Genomic DNA, 17127 nt, shown 5'->3' on the forward strand with positions numbered 1-17127 from the left:
ACGGGAAGGACGCCCGGCGGACCGGCGTGGTCAACGCACGTCGTAAGCGCGGACCACGGTCTGGGTGACGGAGTTGCCGTTGGCGTCCGTCAGTTCGGTCTTCAGGGTGACCTGCCTGCCGGTCGCGCCCGCGTGGTTCACGGTCGCGGTCCAGCCGTCGCCCTGCTGGGAGACCTGCGCTTCGGTCCAGGTCGTGCCCCCGTCGTAGGAGTACGAGAGCTTGGCCGAGGTGAGCGCTGCGGGAGTGTAGCCCGCGTGACCCGTCGCGGTGAGGCCGATGTGCTGGCCGTCGGTCGCGGCGAGGGTCTTGAGTCCGTCCTCCGGAAGGTTGTACCGGGGGAAGAGAATCGGGATGCCCTGAGAATAGACGCTCTCGTCAAGCTTGGAGGTGAATTTCCACACCGAGTTGACGGATGTGGAGCGGGCCCACACCTTGCTGCCTATCTTCATGGTGTTCTGTTCGAGCGTGTACGTCCCGGCTTCGGCCGGTACCTCGAAGACGCCGAACGGCCAGCTGGAATCGCCGAGGAGCTCGCCGTCACGGCTCAGGCGCACATTGCCGATGTCGCCGAAGGACCCGGGCTCGGCATGGTGGGTGGAGTCGCCCCACATGGCGTTGGCGAAACCGATGAGGTTTCCCTGCCGTTCGGCGACGAGGACCGGCTTGCCGGTGGTGTCGCGCGGCGCGGTGGGGGCGATGACGCCGTCGTACCACTTCTCGGTGCGCTGCTCGCCGGGGGTGTACGCGTGGCGGGCGCCGATCATGATCTCCCCGAACGGGAAGCTGCTGTTGACCATCTGCTGCCAGGCGGTGTCACCGGCGGAGTAGTACTCGGTGCGGGTGCCGGGCGCGGGGACGGTCTCCAGGGAGCCGAAGGAGATGCCGAGGCCGCTGGGGCGGTAGGCGGCCGGGAAGTCGGTGAAGTCGGTGGTGATGCCGGCCGAGCCGTAGGTCGAGTCGGTGCGGCCCAGCTGCGCGTCGTGGACCCGGTACTCCTCGTCGTCGCGGATCGCGCCGACCTCGGGGAAGGCCAGGTTGTAGAGGTACGGGGTCTTCGCGGTGGCCTTCCAGGCGAGGGTGACCTCGCCGGCGGCCAGCTTGCCGAGGAGGGCGGTCGCCTCCGTGGACGGGACGGAGAGGACCGGGAAGCCGAGGCCGGTGAAGCCGCCCGAGGGGTACCAGCGGCCGGGGGCCGAGTGGTACGTGACGACGGCGACGGCGCCGGCGGCCTTGGCGTTGCGGGCGAGGGTGCCCGCGCCGGTGGAGCCGTCCGGGAGCCGGACGAGGGCGATGCGGCCCTGCACTCCGGCGGCCTTGAGCTCGTCCGGCGTGCCCGTTCCGGCGTCGACGAGGCGGGCCGAGCCGGTGCCGTCGAGGTTGTCGGAGCCGAGGGAGGCGGTGAGCGGGTGCAGGGTCATTCCGTCGCCGGTGGTCAGCGAGGTGATCTGCGGGGCGGCGGCCCGCCAGTAGCTGCCGAACTCGAAGTCGCCCTCGTCGGCGCCGCCTTCGACCGAGGCGTAGTAGCCGCGGATGCTGCGCGGGCCCTGGGCGGTTCCGGCGTGCAGCCAGAAGTCGTCCCAGGAGCGGGCGAACGCGAGGGTGGCGCCGCGGAGTTCGGAGGACTTGTCGGTCTTCACCGACAGCCGGTGGGCCCGGCGGGCGTCGAGGACGACGGTGGTGTCCTTCTTCAGCTCGACCTGCGGGCGGCCGAGGTAGCTGAGCGAGTCGTTCAGCGTGGCGCCCTCGCCCGCGTCGGGCGTGGTGACGAAGGAGGAGAGGAAGTAGCTGCCGGGGCGCAGGCGGTAGACCTGGTCGGCGGCTCCTTCGTTGAAGCGGCGCTCGCCGGTGGCGTCGTCGGTGCCGATCACGTCGAGGGAGGAGGCGCCGGAGGCGGGGTTTCCCTGACGGTCGATCAGCTTGACGCGCAGGGTGACCGTCTCGGGCTCGACGTAGAGCGAGAACGGGGTGGAGACGTGGACGCCGCCGGGGCCGGTGGCGACGACGCGGCCGGTGACGTCGCCGTACTGGGCGCGCTCCAGGCGGGCGTCGGGGGCGAGGTCGAGCGGGACCTCGACGGTGGCGCCGGCCGGGACGGTGACGGTGTGCCTGCCGAGGCGGGCGACGGTCGAGCGGACGGCGGAGCCGTCGTTGCCGGTGACCTTCTCGACGGCCAGGTCGAGGGTGACCGGGGCGTCGGAGGTGTTGGTGTACGGCACGGAGACCGTGGCGCGGTCGCTCTTGTCCTGCGGCCAGTTGAAGGTGCCGCCCTGGACGGCGGGGGCGCCGAGGACGGTCTGGTCGATGGCGGCCCTGACGTCGAGGCGGCCGCCGCCGACCTCGCGGACGTCGCCGGGGACCGAGCTGTCGGCGGAGGCGACGAGCGCGGACTTGATCTGCTGGGCGGTCCAGTCGGGGTGGCGCTGCTTGACGATGGCGGCGGCGCCCGCGACGTGCGGGGTCGCCATCGACGTACCGGACATGGACTGGTAGGCGTAGACGCCCCGGCCGCCGGCCGCCGCGGCGGAGATGCCGACGCCGGGCGCGGCGATCTCGGGCTTGAGGGTGTGGTGGACGATCGTCGGGCCGCGGCTGGAGAACCAGGCGGTGGAGTCGTCGCGGTCGGTGGCGCCGACGGTGAGCACGTCGGGCGCGCAGCCGGGCGAGGAGACCGTGTTGTGCGTGGGGCCCGAGTTGCCGGCGGCGATGACGAACAGCGTGCCCTTGTTCTGGGCGAGTTCCTCGGCGGCGACGCTCATCGGGTCGGTGCAGTCGGTGGGTACGGAGCTGCCGAGGCTCATGGAGACGACGTCGGCGCCCTGCGCGACGGCCCATTCCATGCCGGCGATGATCCAGGAGGCGGCGCCGGAGCCGGAGTCGTTGAGGACCTTGCCGTTGAGGAGGTCCGCGCCGGGGGCGACGCCCTTCTTCCTGCCGCCGCTCGCCGCGCCGGAGCCGCCGACGGTGGAGATGGTGTGGGTGCCGTGGCCCTGGTGGTCGCCGGTGGTGTCGGAGTCGGTGAAGTTCTCCGAGGCGACGATGCGGCCCTTGAGGTCGGGGTGCTCGGCGTCGGCGCCGGTGTCGAGGACGGCGACCTTGGTGCCCTTGCCGTCGTAGCCGGCGGCCCAGGCCTCGGGGGCGTGGATCTGCTGCGTCGACTGCTCCAGGGTGGCGTGGACCTTGCGGTCGAGCCAGAGCTTCTCGATGCCGGAGGCGGAGCGGGCGTCCGGGGCGCCGATCTCCGCCCAGAAGGTGGCGGCCTGCTTCTTCTCCGCCTTGAGCGCGACGCCGTCGACGGCCTTGAGCACCTGGCCGCGCCTGGCGCCGCGGGGGGCGGCGGGGACGGAGCGGGCGAGGTCGGAGCCGTAGACCGCGATGAGCGGCAGTGTGGTGGTGGCGGAGTCGTCGTAGCCCTGGCGGATCAGGCCGGTGACGTTGAAGAGCTCCTCGTCGACGCGTCCGGCGGCGAGCGCGGCGGTGGCGTCCTCGGGATAGACGTACAGGTCCTGGCCGGAGCGGCGGGTCTGGACCAGGGGGACGGTCCCGTCCTCGCGGGGCAGGGCGGTGGCCGCCGGGTTGCCTTCGGCATCGCGGGTGACCAGGACGCGATCGCCGGTGACCAGGGTCACCGTGGCGGTCCCGGCCCCGTCGCCGGTGCGGGCCGAGGCCTCGCTGCCGACCAGCGGTCGCTTGCCGGCCGTGTCGTCCTGCGGCTCTTCGGCCATGGACGGCGCGACCGCGGTGACGGCCAGGACGACGGCGGTCGCCGCCCCCAGGGCCGTGCGCGAAATCGGACGCATCGCTCTCCCCATCTGAATCCGGAAAATGGGCATAAGACGCCCCTCGCCGGAGGCTGTTGGTGCTGCGGTGGCGCCACATTGGCAGAGGTGAGGGCGGTACAGGGATGATGGGTGAGGCGGGAATACGCCGTGGCCGTTTCCCGCCAGGTCACCAACGGAACGAATCCCTCCGGCGAACGTCCCTGGAAGATCCGGGACGCCCGCCGGAGGTGCGGCGAGGGGTGGGGCATCCATGCTGGGAGTGATAGGTCTCGACGAGCGCCAGGAGTCCGCGTACCGCGCCCTGGTCGCGCTGGGCGCGGCCGAGGTCACCGATCTCGCGCACCGGCTCGCCCTGCCCGAGCAGGACACCGAGCGGGCGCTGCGCCGTCTGGAGTCGCAAGGGCTCGCGGCCCAGTCCTCGGCCCGCACCGGCCGGTGGGTCGCCGCGCCGCCCGGGGTCGCGCTCGGCGCGCTCCTCACCCAGCAGCGCCACGAGCTGGAACAGGCGGAGCTGGCGGCCGCGCTGCTCGCCGAGGAGTACCGGGCGGAGGCCGAGGAGGCGGCCGTGCACGACCTGGTGGAGGTGGTCGTCGGCGCGAGCGCGGTCACCCACCGCTTCCTCCAGCTCCAGCTGGGCGCCCAGGAGGAGGTCTGCGCCCTCGTGACGGGCAAGCCGATCGCGGTCTCCGGCCTGGAGAACCACGCCGAGGAGCAGGCGGCCGGGCGCGGGGTCCGCTACCGGGTGGTGATCGAGCGGGAGGTGCTCACCCTGCCGACCGGGCTGCTCGAACTGTCGGCGGCGCTCGGGCGCGAGGAGAAGATCAGGGTCGCGGACCGGGTCCCCACGAAGCTGGTCGTCGCCGACCGCTCCCTGGCCATGGTGCCGCTGACCGGGCGGGGCGCCGAGCCCGCGGCGATCGTCGTGCACGCGAGCGGGCTCCTCGAATCGCTGATGGGCCTCTTCGAGTCGGTGTGGCGGGAGGCGCTGCCGCTGCGGCTCGGGGCGGGCGCGCAGATCACCGAGGACGAGGCGCCGGGCCCGGACGTGATGGACCTGGAGATCCTGTCGCTGCTGCTCGCCGGGATGACGGACGCGAGCGTGGCGAAGCAGCTGGATCTGGGGCTGCGGACCGTGCAGCGCCGGGTGAAGGGGCTGATGGAGCTGACCGGGGTGACGACCCGGCTGCAGCTGGGCTGGCACGCGTACGAGAAGGGCTGGGTCGCCCGCGGCTGAGCCCGGGGGCGTGGGAACTGGGTCGCCCGCGGCTGAGCCCGGGGGGTGTGGGAACTGGGTCGCCCGCGGCTGAGCCCGGGGGGTGTGGGAAGGTGAGCGGCCGGTTCCGCTTGCACCCTCTTCCTCAGGAGTTCCCGCCCCCATGAACGGACGACGCCGTCGCGCCCTGCTGGCCACCGTGACCCCGATGCTGGAGCCCGGTGAGCGGGTCGAGGTGACGTGTGTCGTCGGCCTGAGCACCGTGTCGGTGCGCCGGACCGCCGCGTTCGGCGTGGCGTCGGCCGTCCTCAGCGGTGGCGCGATGGCGGTGATACCGACGCCGGTCCCGATGTACCTGGCGATGACGGACCGCCGACTCTTCATCTTCCGGGCGGATCCGGTGTTCGCGAAGCCGGTCGAGCACACGATGACGATCGCGCGCGACGGCCTGTTCCGCTCGGCGATCAAGGAACGGATCCTGAACTCCTCGCTCGTCCTCTCCTCCCCGAACAGCGAGAACGCCCTGAAGCTGATCTTCCCGCTGATCAGCCGCAAGGAGCGCAATCTCGTGGCCGCCGCCCTGCCGCTGGCCGCCTGACCCCTCCCGTACCCCGTACGCCCCGCGCGACCTGCGGGAATCCGCGCCGTCGTGCACGCTGGGCAGCGTGGGTGTGTGGCAGCTCCTGATGATCGCGACGGTGATGCTGCTCGGTCTGTTCGGGGTGCTCGCGCCCGGCGTGCCGGGGACGTGGCTGGTGTGGGCGGCGATGCTCTGGTGGTCGCTGCACGAGCGGACGGACCTCGCCTGGATCCTCCTCGCCTCCTCGACCGGTCTGCTGCTCCTCACCCAGGTGATCGTCTGGCAGCTGCCGCCGCGCCGCTTCCGGGGCGTCGGCATCACCCGGCGCATGGTGACGTACGCGGGGGTGGGCGCCGTTCTGGGCTTCGTCCTGCTCCCGGTGGTCGGCGCGATCCCCGGCTTCGTCGGCGGGATCTACCTCTCGGAGCGGCTCCGCCTCGGCGGCCACGGCCAGGCGAGGGCGGCGACCCGGGCCGTGATGCGGGCGGCCGGCACGAGCGTGCTCGTCGAGCTCTTCGCCTGCCTGCTGATCGTGGGGGCCTGGGCGGGCGCGGTGATCTGGGGCTAGCAGGCGTCCTTCGGATCGGTCCGGATCGGGGAGCTGCGCGCGATCCTGGACACATGAGGGATTTCGAGGGTTTCAGCGCGACCGAGTTCGCCTACCTCACCGAGGGCCGCAAGCTCGCCCGGATGGCGACCGTCGACCCGTCCGGGCAGCCCCAGGCCAATCCGGTGGGGTTCTTCCCGCAGGAGGACGGCACCGTCCTGGTGGGCGGGCTCCGCATGGGCCGGACGAAGAAATGGCGCAATCTGCGGCAGAACCCGAAGGTGGCGCTGGTCGTCGACGACCTCGCGAGCGTCCGCCCCTGGCGGGTGCGGGGCGTCGAGATCCGCGGCGAGGCGGAACTGCTCGTGGGCCCGCACGAGCTGGGCCCGCACTTCAGCCAGGAGGTCATCCGGATCCATCCGCGCCGGGTGCACAGCTGGGGCCTGGAGGACTACGTCCCCGGGAGCAGCGCGCCCAGATAGCGGGTGGCGTACGAGCGCCAGGGGCGCCACTCCTCCGCCTCCCGCCCGTCCACGAGGGCGACGTCCGGGTCGCCGAGGGCCCTCATCCGGATCAGCGCGGCGGCCTCGGGGCTCACTCCGGGGACGGCGAGCAGGGCGCGCTCGGCCTCGTCGCGGTCGGCGCCGGGATCGAGGCGTACGGCTCCGTCGACGAGGGCGCGGGCCAGCGGCCCCGCGACGGGGTGGCCGGTCAGGGCCGCCGGCTCAGGGAAGACATGGGTGAGGGTGCCGCAGGCGGTGGCCAGCGGGGTGCCGTGGAGCTCGACGACCCGGGCCGACTCCTCGGCGCCGAGGACCGTCCGCAGCGCGAACTCCTCGGGCTCGGCCGTGCCCGGGGAGCGCACCCCCGGCCGGGCGGCCACCTCGGCGGCGAGCCCGGCGGCCGACCCGAGCCGCTCGGCGACCGCGTACGGGTCGGCGTCGAGGTCGAAGAGGCGGCGCAGCCGGTGCACGGCGGTGGTCAGGTCGCGCAGCTCGGTGAGGTGGATCCGGGCCTCGAGCCAGCGCCCGACGGAGCGCTCGTCGACGGAGACGACGCCGGTGCCGTACGGGAGGCGGAGCGTACGCCGGTAGGTGCGGGCGCCGGGCGTGCCGACGACCTCCTCCACCCGGGGCACGGCCTCGGCGGCCAGCAGGTCGAAGACCTCGTCGGCCGCGTACGGGCCCCGGTGGGCGAGCCGCAGCGGCACCCCGGCGGCGAGCGCGGTACGGGCTCCCGCTCCGCTGCCCGCCTCGGCGCGCAGGGCGGTGGGGGTGCGGGCGTAGACGGCCCGGATCGTCTCGTTGAACTGGCGGACGCTGGCGAAGCCGGCCGCGAAGGCGATCTCGGTGACGGGCAGCCCGGTGGTCTGGAGCAGCAGCCGCGCGGTGTGCGCCCGCTGGGCGCGGGCGAGCGCGACGGGTCCTGCGCCCAGTTCGGCGGTGAGCTGGCGCTGCACCTGCCGGGTGCTGTAGCCGAGGCGCCCGGCGAGTCCGGGCACGCCCTCGCGGTCGACGACGCCGTCGCCGATCATCCGCATGGCGCGCCCGACGACGTCGGCCCGTACGTTCCACTCGGCGGAGCCGGGCACGGCGTCGGGGCGGCACCGACGGCAGGCACGGAAGCCGTGGCCCTGCGCGGCGGCGGCCGTCGGGTAGAAGGAGATGTTCTGCCGCTTGGGGGTCACGGCGGGGCAGCTGGGGCGGCAGTAGATCCCGGTGGTCCGGACGGCGAAGAAGAACTCTCCGTCGAACCGCGCGTCCCTGCTGCTGACCGCCTCGTAGCGGGTGTCGTCGTCCCTCATGGCTCCCAGTGTGCGGGAGCCGCCCCGCCCCGGCTCGCGGTTTTCGGACACCACGATCGGGGCGGGGACGGCGGCACGACGGCACGACGGCACGACGGCACGACGGCAACGGACCGGGCCTACCGGCCCCGGCCTCCGCGCTTGATCTCCATGGCCGTACGGCCTTCCCGGCCCATGCGCTTCCACTCCTTGAGCATCTCGGAGCGCACCCGGGCGTCGGTCTTGGCCACGATCCGCCGGTTCTCTCGGATGAGCTTGTGGTAGCTCTCCAGACGGCGCACGGGCAGCGAGCCCTCCTCGATGGCCGCCGCCACGGCGCAGCCGGGCTCGGACTCGTGGGCGCAGTCGTGGAAGCGGCAGTCCCCGGCCAGCTCCTCGATCTCCGAGAAGACCTGGCCGACGCCGGCCTCGGCGTCCCAGAGCCCGACGCCGCGCAGTCCGGGGGTGTCGATGAGGACTCCCCCGCCGGGCAGGACGAAGAGGTTGCGGGTGGTCGTCGTGTGCCGGCCCTTGCCGTCGACGTCACGGGCGGCCTGGACGTCCATCACGTCCTCGCCGACCAGTGCGTTGGCGAGGGTCGACTTGCCGGCGCCGGAGGCGCCGAGCAGCACGGTCGTGCCGCCCGCGACGGTCGCGGAGAGCACGTCGATGCCTTCTCCGGTGGCGGAGCTGACGGGCAGCACCTGCACGCCGGGCGCGACCGTCTCCACGTCCTCGACGAGGTAGGAGAGCCCGACCGGGTCGGGCACGAGGTCGGCCTTGCTGAGGACGACGGTCGGCTGGGCGCCGGACTCCCAGGCCAGGGCGAGGAAGCGTTCGATCCGGCCGAGGTCGAGCTCGACGGCGAGCGAGACCGTGATGACGGCGTGGTCGACGTTGGCGGCGAGGATCTGCCCCTCGGACCGCTTGGAGGAGGTGGACCGCGCGAAGGCCGTACGGCGCGGCAGGCACGCCCGTACGTACCGGGGGTCGCTGGCGCCCTCGGGGTCGACGGCGGCCCAGTCGCCGGTGCAGACGACGCGCAGCGGATCGTGCGGGGTGACGAACGCCGTGTCGGCGCGGACGACGCCTTCGGCGGTGGCGACGTCGCACTGGCCGCGGTCGACGCGGATCACGCGCCCCGGGAGGAGTCCCTGGGCGGCGTAGGGCGCGAAGACGGTGGCCCAGCCGGAGTCCCAGCCGTGGGCGTCGAGCGAGGAAGAAGAGGAAGAAGAAGACGAGACGGGGGAAAGCGGGAAAGACAAGGGGGACCCTTCACAGGGGCGGCCCCGGCGCTGAAAGACGGAAGAGTGAGGTCAGCCGGTGGCCGCGGAGGTGGTGTGGATGAACATCCGCGTGTGGGCGAGGCCCTTCGTGACGACAGCCATCGGTCACACCTCCTGTTGTCTTTCGCGATCGCGTCTTCTCGCGATCTTGCGTACGGGTTGCACCGTAGCCGGAGCGGTCCGGCACGCGCCAACGGTTTTTTCAGGCCACGGTGCGGGCCCTTCTTCAGGCCACGGCCGGGGCGTCCGGTCAGGCGAGCAGGGTCACGAGGACCGTCGTGAGCACCCCGGTGAGCAGCAGGGCCGGGACGCCCGGGGGCGGGGACCAGAGGTGCGGGGCGGGGAGCGGGTCCTCGGCGCGGGCGGCGGCGCGGGCCCGGGCCAGCTCGGCGGCGGGCGGATCCTGGGGCAGGTCGACGAGCCAGGGGCGGCGGGGGTCGTGCCGGACGAGGGCCGCGCGGTGCACGCGGACGTCCTGGAGGTCGAGCGGGTGCTCGACCGCGATCCGGTACGGGGCGCCGCGCTCGGGCCGGACGGTCAGGTCGAAGACGAAGGCGGTCCCGCGGGTGGTGAGGGCGTTCAGCCGGGCCGGCGCGTGGGCGGCCACCTCGGCGGGAACGGGTCCCCGGGCCACGCCGGGACGGTGGTTCAGCCGTGCGGAGCCGAGTGTGACGAGCAGGGCGGCGGTGCCGTTGAGCCCGAGCATCATGATCCAGCGCGGCCCGTCGAGGGCACCGTGCACCAGCCCGGTGGCCGCGAGGGTCCCCGGGACGGCGGCGACCAGGGTGGCCGGTGCGACGAGGCGGCGCAGCAGGGCGGGGATCCGGGGGCGGCCACGCGGGCGCGGGGGCCCGTCGTCCTCCTCGGCCGCCGGCCCGCGGCGTACGGCCCGGACCGCTCCGGCCAGGACGAGGGCGACGCCCAGCGCGGCGAGGCCGTAGGCGGCGAGGAGCGCGTGGTCGTCCTCGCGGCGCACGAGGAGCCCGAAGGCCGCGAGGAGGAGGCCGACACCGGCACCGCCGAGGCCCAGGTACGGGGCGGCGAGCACGGCGGCGGCGAGCGCCGAGGCCGCCCCGAAGGGGATCGCCGCGCCCGCGAGGTCGTTCGTGCCGCAGCCCTCGGAGTCGCAGTCCCAGCGCACGCCCGAGTGCTCGGTGGCGTACACGTGGAAGAGGAACCAGGTCTGCCAGAACAGCAGGACGGCCGCCGCGGCCCAGGGCCAGGACGTCCGTCCGTACGCGCGCGTGCTCATGGCCCGACCGTAGCCCCCGGGCCGGACACCGCGGGAGGCAACGGGGACCTGCGTCCGATTCGTACAAGACCGGCCGCGCGCCCCGTGCCTACCGTGCCGTCATGGACACAGCACCCCGCATCACGCCCCGTTTCGACCTCGTCGGTCTCGTCGTCTCCGACATGGCCGCCTCGCTCGCCTTCTACCGGCGCCTCGGCCTGGACGTCCCGGCCGGCGCCGAGTCCGCCCCGCACGTGGAGGCGGCGCTGCCCGGCGGGCTGCGGATGGCCTGGGACACGGAGGACGTCGTCCGTTCCTTCGACCCCGACTGGACGCGCCCGGCGGGCGGCAACCGGGTCGAGCTCGCCTTCCGCTGCGGTTCCCCGGCGGAGGTGGACGCGGTGTACGAGGAGCTGGTCGCCGCCGGGTACCGGGGGCGTCTGAAGCCCTGGGACGCCGTGTGGGGGCAGCGTTACGCGGTGGTGCTCGACCCGGACGGCAGCGGGGTCTCGCTGTTCGCGGACACAGAAGCCGCGTAGGCGCTCAGGGTGGTCCCCGCCAGGGCCCGGGTCTCGCGGGCGAGGTGGGCCTGGTCGGCGCAGCCCGCGCGCAGGGCGGCCTCCGCGTACGGGACCCCGGCCCGGACCAGGGCGAGCGCGCGCTGGAGGCGGAGCACGCGCGCGAGGGTTTTCGGGCCGTAGCCGAAGGCGGCCAGGGAACGCCGGTGCAGCTGCCGGGCGCCGAGCCCGACCGCCTCGGCCGTCTCGGCGACCGCCCGGCCGGCGGCGAGGCGCGCCACGACGGCCCGCAGCAGCGGATCGGGCGCGAAGTCGTCGGCGGCCCGGCGCAGGACGAGCTCCTCCAGGGCGGCGGCCGGGTCGGGGGCGTCGGTGATCCGCTCGCCGAGCCGCCGGGCCTCCGCCTCGCCCCACAGCGCGCCGAGGGCGACCCGCCGGTCGCGGAGTTCGTGGGCGGGGACGCCGAGGAAGCCGGGGGCGTCCCCGGGGGCGAAGCGGATGCCCGCGTACCGTGCGGCGAACTCCCCGGGTACGTACGCGCGTGTGTCGGGCCCGGCGACGAGGAGGCTCCCGTCGGCCCAGATCAGGTCCATGCAGCCGTCGGGCAGGACGGGCCGTTCCGCCGTGGGGCCCGCGGCCGCGGTGCGGGTCCACAGCACGGCCCCGTCGAGCAGGGCGGGGCGCTCCTCGTACATCCTTCGAGCCTAGGGCCTGATCCGACGGGATTGGTCAGACAGGCCCCAGGGCGGCCCGAGGTGCGTCAGTCCTTCTCCCAGCCCGAGTGGAGGCGGGACTTCACGTCGTCCGGGGGCAGGAACTTCGACCAGCGCTCGGGGAACTCGGAGGGCATGTCCGGGTCGTCCTCGTCGACGTCCTCGGCCTCGGCCCGCACGCGGGCGACGAGTTCGGCGGCCTGGACGGCGCGGGCCCGTTCGTTGGCCTCGCGGGCGGCGGCGGTGGCGACGGAGGGCCAGACGCGGTCGATGGCGGCGTTCACGGCGGCGCCGACGAGGACCGCGAAGGCCGAGATGCCGATCCAGAGGAGGACGGCGATGGGGGCGGCGAGGGAGCCGTAGATGGTCGGGCCCTCGACCTGGCTGGTCAGGTAGATGCGCAGCAGGAAGCTGCCGAGGACCCACATCCCCAGCGCGACGAGGGCGCCGGGGATGTCCTCGATCCACGGCGATCTGACGGGCACGGACACGTGGTAGAGCGTGGTGAGGAAGGCGATGGAGAGCAGGATGACGACCGGCCAGTAGAGGACGGCGACGACCTCGGTGCCCCAGGGGACGAGCTCGACGACCCGGTCGGGGCCGACGACCGCGAGGGGCAGCACGACGGCTCCGATGAGCAGCGCGATGATGTAGAGGAGCAGGGCGAGGAGCCGGGTCTTGACGATGCCTCGGCGCCCGTCGAGTCCGTACATGACGGTGATGGTGTCGATGAAGACGTTCACCGCGCGCGATCCCGACCAGAGGGCGATGGCGAAGCCGAGGGAGATCAGCTCGGGCCGTTTGCCCTGGGTGATGTCGTCGAGGAGGGGCTCGGCGATCTGGTGGACGCCCCGGTCGGAGAGGACCGTGCCGGCCGCGTGGAGGATGTTCTCCCGGATGCTGGCGACGGTGTCGGTGTTGGTCCAGTCGTCGGCGTAGCCGAGGACCGCGATCAGGCCGAGCAGCAGCGGTGGCAGGGACAGCAGGGTGAAGAACGCGGCCTCGGCGGCGAGGCCGAGGATCCGGTACTCGATGCACGAGTTGACGGTGTCCTTGAGGAGCAGCCAGACCATCTTCCGCTTCGAGACGTTGCGGTAGAGGACGCGCGCGCGGTGGAGTCTGCTCCAGGGCCGCCGCTCGGGCCGTTCGGGTGTTTCGCTTGCTGCCTGCACCTGCTTACCGTATCGGCATGGCAGCGAGCACCCACACCGTGACCAATCAGGCTCCTCCCCTGGTCGGATATGACGTCTTCACGAGCGATCGGGCCCTCGCGGAGGCGGTCGAGCGGCACCTCGCGCCGGAGCTCCTGACGGAGGCGCGTGAGGAGCTGGCGCTGCTCGGCCGGGCGACCGGTTCGGCGCAGGTACGGGAGTGGGGCGAGCAGGCGAACGCGAATCCGCCCCGGCTGCTCACCCACGACCGGTACGGGCACCGGATCGACGAGGTCGCGTTCCATCCGGCCTGGCACCGGCTCCTCGGGCGGTCCGTGTCGGCCGGGCTCACGCACGCGTGGGGCCGGCCGGGCGGTCATGTGCGGCGGGCCGCCGGCTTCCTGGTGGCCTCGCAGGCGGAGGCGGGGCACGGCTGCCCCGTGTCGATGACGCATGCGGCGGTGCCCGCGCTGCGCGCCGAGCCGGAGCTCGCGGCGGTCTGGGAGCCGGCGGCGCTCTCGCACGTGTACGAGCGGGAGCTGCGTCCGGTCGCGGAGAAACCGGGGGCGCTGCTCGGCATGGCGATGACGGAGAAGCAGGGCGGCTCCGACGTCCGGGCGAACACGACGGAGGCCCGGCCGCTCGCGGCCGACGGGGAGTACGTCCTGACGGGGCACAAATGGTTCTGTTCGGCGCCGATGTCGGACGCCTTCCTGGTCCTCGCGCAGGCCCCGGCGGGGCTGACCTGCTTCCTGGTCCCCCGGGTGCTGGCGGACGGCTCGCGCAACGCCTTCGCGATCCAGCGGCTCAAGGACAAGCTGGGCAACCGGTCGAACGCCTCCGCCGAGGTGGAGTTCGACGGGACGACCTGGGCGCACCGCGTCGGCGAGGAGGGGCGCGGGATCCGGACCATCATGGGCATGGTCGCGGCGACCCGGCTCGACTGTGTGCTCGGCTCGGCCGCGCTGATGCGGCAGGCGGTGGCGCAGGCCGTGCACCACGCCTCGTACCGTTCGGCCTTCGGCGGGCTGCTCGTCGAGAAGCCGCTGATGCGGAACGTACTCGCCGATCTGGCCCTGGAGTCGGAGGCGGCGACGGTCCTCGGCATGCGCCTGGCGGCGGCGTACGACGCCGGGACCCCGGAGGAGTCGGCGCTGCTGCGGATCTCCGTTCCCGCGGCGAAGTACTGGGTGACGAAGCGGTGTACGCCGATGGTGGCGGAGGCGCTCGAATGCCTGGGCGGCAACGGGTACGTGGAGGAGTCGGGGATGCCCCGGCTGCTGCGGGAGTCGCCGCTCAACTCGGTCTGGGAGGGCTCGGGGAACGTGCAGGCGCTCGACGTGGTGCGGGTGCTGCGGACCGAGCCCGCCGCGCTCGACGCGCTGCTCCGGGAGGTGGGGGCGGTGCGGGGCGCCGACCACCGCCTCGACCGGGCGATCCGGGGTCTGCTCGTCGAACTGGCGGACCTGGAGGGGATCGAGGCGCGGGCGCGGCGGCTCACGGAGCGCCTCGCACTGGTGCTCCAGGGTGCGCTGCTCGTGCGGTGGGCTCCGCCGGAGGTGGCGGACGCGTTCTGCGCGGCGCGGCTCGGCGGGGACGGCGGCGCGGCGTTCGGGACGCTCCCGCACACGCTGGACCTGCGGGCGCTCGTGGAGCGGGCGCGGGTCGTGTGCTGAGCCGGGAAGTGGTGTGCCGCGCGTACCAGGGGTGGACCTGAGGGGGTGTCTCATCAGGCCGGCACGCGCGGAAAAGCGGGGGTGGTGCTGCGCCGACACGGCACCACCCGCCGCTCGCACCAGCCTCGCCCAGGGGGCCGGTCGATCGCCAGAGTTGCAAAGGGTTGCAGGATTACCCGAACCGGGCCTCGCCGGGGGGTCCCGGACGGCACGATGGGCACCGACACTCCGGACATCTGCCCCGTGCAGAACCGATACAGCACCCCGGGTGGCTGGGAGAGACCGATGAACAACACGCAGCTCGACATGAAGCGGCTGGCCGCCATGGACGCCGCCCAGGCCACCCGGCTGCTGCATCGGGTGCGCGAGGAGACCCTGGCGGGCCGCAGGCCCCCGATCGCGCCCCGCGCGGTGATCGACGCGTCCTGGCAGCGCATGGCCCGGCTCGGCCTCGACCCGGACCAGAGCACCAGCAGCGTGCTGCTCCAGCGGGACGAGCTGGAGCAGCGGCGCAGGAGCACGCTCCTGTCCGAGGTGATGCAGACGCTGAGCGGGGGCATCGCCGGCATCGCCGACGCCTCCCTCCAGATCATGGTGGTCACCGACGAGCACGGCCGGGTCCTGTGGCGCCAGGGGAACCTCTCCGTGCTGCGGAAGGCGCACGGCATCTGTCTGGAGGAGGGCGCGGCCTGGGCCGAGCACGCCACCGGGACGAACGCGGTCGGCACGGCGCTCGCCCTGGGCCGTGCGGTGCAGGTGCACTCCGCCGAGCACTACGTGCAGTCGCTGCACAACTGGACCTGCGCCGCCGCGCCCGTGCACGACCCGCGCGACCAGCGGCTCCTCGGGATCCTGGACGTGTCCGGTCCCGCGTCCAGCTTCCATCCGGCGATGCTGGCCCTGGTCGGCTCGGTGGCACAGCTCGCCGAGGCCGAGATGCGGGAGCGGCACCACCGGTCGATCGAGCGGCTGCGGGCGGTGGCGGCGCCGATCCTGTGCCGGGTGGGCGGCCGGGCCGTCGCGGTGGACGACCACGGCTGGACGGCGGCGGTGACCGGGCTCGCGCCGGTGGACCGGATCCCGCTGCCGAAGTCGTTCCGGGCCGGCCGGGTCTGGCTGCCCTCGCTCGGGGTGTGCGCGGTGGAGCCGCTGCCGGGCGGCTGGCTGCTGCGGGTCGAGGAGGAGTCCCGGCCCGAGGAGCCGGGCTCGGAGGAGGCGGCGAGCCGGGTGGTCCTGGACCTGAGCCGGCCGCGCCGCTGGACGGTGGCCGTCTCGGGGGCGGCGGGCAGCTGGCAGCAGGAGCTCAGCCCCCGGCACGCGGAGCTCCTCTATGTACTGGCGCTGCACCGCGACGGCCGGACGGCGGCGGAGCTGGCCGACGACGTGTTCGGCGACCGTACGCGGACGGTGACCGTACGGGCGGAGATGTCCCGGGTGCGGCGGAACCTGGCGGGGGTCCTGGCACACCGCCCGTACCGCTTCCGCGAGGAGGTCGCGGTGGAGGTCCTGCGCCCGGAGCGCCCGGGAGACCTGCTGCCGCACTCGACGGCCCCGGCGGTCCGGGCCGGGCGCACCGTCGGGGCCGTGCGGACCGGCCCTACGACGCCAGCTTCCTGAAGAGGGTGCGGATCGTGTCGGCGTCGGCGACCAGCGGGAGGGTGTCGAAGTACAGCTCCCACTCCCCCGCCGGGCCGAAGCGCTCCACGATCCCGAAGGGGATGCCGGTGCCCTTGGCTCCGGAGACGGTGCCGTGCCATTCGACGTAGGTCGTGGCCGTGCCCTCGGCGACCTGGCCGGCCTTGAGGTGGAGGTCGGCGGTGGCGAAGAGCCGCTCCAGGTAGGCCCGCTTGCCGGCCTCGGTGGTGAGCGGGGTGTCGAGCCCGGGGCCGGAGAGGCGCGCTCCGGCGGTACGGGCGAGCAGGGCGTCGACGTCCTCCGTGTTCCAGGCGGCGAGGCGGTCCGGGACCTCCTCGGCGCCGAGGCCCGCGGGGGTGCCGGCGCCGCGCTCGCCGCTGTCGGCGATGCCCTCGAAGAGGGGGGCGGGTGCGGCCCCGGGCAGGGTGTCCCGGAAGAGGACGGCCCGGTCGTAGTAACGGCGGGCCTGGAGGGTGCGGCCCTCGTCGCCGAGGACGTTGCGGGCGATCTGGGGGTAGGCGACGGTCCGGCCCTTGAGGGTGACCTCGTTCCACTGGCCGAACATCACGGTGCTGCCGTCGGCGACGACGTCGGTGCCCCGGTAGGTGAGGCTCGGCGCGAGGGCGAGGGAGCCGGTGATGGAGGTGCCGATCGCGGTGCGCCCGCGCTGCGGCTCGCCGCCGGCCTCCCAGAGGGTGGCCTCCGGGTCGAAGATGTCGAGGTACGCCCGGACCCGGGGGTGACCAAGGTCGCCGTACGCGGGCGGGGTCCCGGTCGGGAGCTCCCCGAAGGTGATCTGCCGCTGCAGGAACGCGCAGGCGTTGGGGGTGATCCGTCCCTCCAGCCGGTCGACCTTCGCCCGCGCCACCGGGCAGTCGCTCCGGACGGCGTCCGTGACCCCGCCCGGCTGCGCCTGCGCCGTCGTCACGGTGACCGCCGCCGCCACGACCGCGGTCGCCATCGCGATGCCCACCAGACCACGCCGACCCGTACCCATGTTCCTGCCCTCTCGTC

The 17127-nt window shown here is 73.9% G+C and carries 14 protein-coding genes; 7 read left to right on the forward strand and 7 right to left on the reverse strand.

What is annotated here, in order from left to right; genetic code table 11:
* Positions 1–30: 30 nt before the first annotated feature.
* Entirely contained in the window at positions 31–3798 is a 3768-nt protein-coding gene (locus AC07AW_RS28455; RefSeq protein ID WP_478818308.1) for a S8 family peptidase, read from the reverse strand.
* Positions 3799–4030: 232 nt separating this feature from the next.
* Between AC07AW_RS28455 and AC07AW_RS28460 the strand changes: the two genes are divergently transcribed.
* From AC07AW_RS28460 to AC07AW_RS28475, 4 genes are all read left to right on the forward strand, one after another.
* Positions 4031–5014: a helix-turn-helix domain-containing protein gene (locus tag AC07AW_RS28460; RefSeq protein WP_478818309.1), complete on the forward strand. Its 984-nt coding sequence runs from the start codon at positions 4031–4033 to the stop codon at positions 5012–5014.
* Between the two features lie 142 nt (positions 5015–5156).
* Positions 5157–5591: a hypothetical protein gene (locus tag AC07AW_RS28465; RefSeq protein ID WP_478818310.1), complete on the forward strand. Its 435-nt coding sequence runs from the start codon at positions 5157–5159 to the stop codon at positions 5589–5591.
* Positions 5592–5658: 67 nt separating this feature from the next.
* Complete coding sequence (locus AC07AW_RS28470; RefSeq protein WP_478818311.1) at positions 5659–6141, forward strand: DUF456 domain-containing protein; 483 nt, start codon at positions 5659–5661, stop codon at positions 6139–6141.
* A gap of 53 nt (positions 6142–6194) precedes the next feature.
* Entirely contained in the window at positions 6195–6602 is a 408-nt protein-coding gene (locus AC07AW_RS28475; RefSeq protein WP_478818312.1) for a PPOX class F420-dependent oxidoreductase, read from the forward strand.
* On the opposite strand, the gene AC07AW_RS28480 is transcribed toward AC07AW_RS28475, so the two are convergent.
* The 3 genes from AC07AW_RS28480 to AC07AW_RS28490 all read right to left on the reverse strand — a co-directional run bounded on the left by AC07AW_RS28480 (position 6572) and on the right by AC07AW_RS28490 (position 10441).
* The gene (locus AC07AW_RS28480) at positions 6572–7924 is read right to left on the reverse strand and encodes a DNA-3-methyladenine glycosylase 2 family protein (protein WP_478818313.1); all 1353 of its coding nucleotides are present in this window, start codon (positions 7922–7924) and stop codon (positions 6572–6574) included. The genes AC07AW_RS28475 and AC07AW_RS28480 overlap by 31 nt on opposite strands.
* A gap of 119 nt (positions 7925–8043) precedes the next feature.
* A complete protein-coding gene (gene rsgA / locus AC07AW_RS28485; RefSeq protein WP_478818314.1) occupies positions 8044–9168 on the reverse strand; it encodes a ribosome small subunit-dependent GTPase A in 1125 nt (374 codons plus the stop codon).
* 271 nt (positions 9169–9439) lie between these two features.
* The gene (locus AC07AW_RS28490; RefSeq protein WP_478818315.1) at positions 9440–10441 is read right to left on the reverse strand and encodes a hypothetical protein; all 1002 of its coding nucleotides are present in this window, start codon (positions 10439–10441) and stop codon (positions 9440–9442) included.
* A gap of 101 nt (positions 10442–10542) precedes the next feature.
* On the opposite strand from AC07AW_RS28490, the gene AC07AW_RS28495 reads away from it, so the two are divergent.
* Positions 10543–10959 carry a VOC family protein gene (locus AC07AW_RS28495; protein ID WP_478818316.1) on the forward strand — a complete coding sequence of 139 codons (417 nt, stop codon included), beginning with the start codon at positions 10543–10545 and terminating at the stop codon, positions 10957–10959.
* Here the strand turns inward: AC07AW_RS28495 and AC07AW_RS28500 are convergent.
* Both AC07AW_RS28500 and AC07AW_RS28505 read right to left on the reverse strand, forming a co-directional pair.
* Positions 10893–11633, reverse strand: a complete 741-nt coding sequence (locus tag AC07AW_RS28500) for a helix-turn-helix domain-containing protein (RefSeq protein ID WP_478818317.1) — start codon at positions 11631–11633, stop codon at positions 10893–10895. The genes AC07AW_RS28495 and AC07AW_RS28500 overlap by 67 nt on opposite strands.
* A 65-nt stretch (positions 11634–11698) precedes the next feature.
* On the reverse strand, positions 11699–12823 hold the full coding sequence (locus AC07AW_RS28505) for a YihY/virulence factor BrkB family protein (protein ID WP_478818318.1): 1125 nt from the start codon (positions 12821–12823) through the stop codon (positions 11699–11701).
* Between the two features lie 17 nt (positions 12824–12840).
* Between AC07AW_RS28505 and AC07AW_RS28510 the strand changes: the two genes are divergently transcribed.
* Entirely contained in the window at positions 12841–14478 is a 1638-nt protein-coding gene (locus tag AC07AW_RS28510; RefSeq protein ID WP_478818319.1) for an acyl-CoA dehydrogenase family protein, read from the forward strand.
* A 285-nt stretch (positions 14479–14763) separates the two neighbouring features.
* Positions 14764–16095, forward strand: a complete 1332-nt coding sequence (locus AC07AW_RS28515; RefSeq protein ID WP_478818320.1) for a helix-turn-helix domain-containing protein — start codon at positions 14764–14766, stop codon at positions 16093–16095.
* Here the strand turns inward: AC07AW_RS28515 and AC07AW_RS28520 are convergent.
* Positions 16076–17110: a hypothetical protein gene (locus AC07AW_RS28520; protein WP_478818321.1), complete on the reverse strand. Its 1035-nt coding sequence runs from the start codon at positions 17108–17110 to the stop codon at positions 16076–16078. The two genes, AC07AW_RS28515 and AC07AW_RS28520, sit on opposite strands and share 20 nt — an antisense overlap.
* Positions 17111–17127 lie beyond the last annotated feature (17 nt).

This window comes from Streptomyces sp. NPDC044003 (assembly GCF_056435185.1).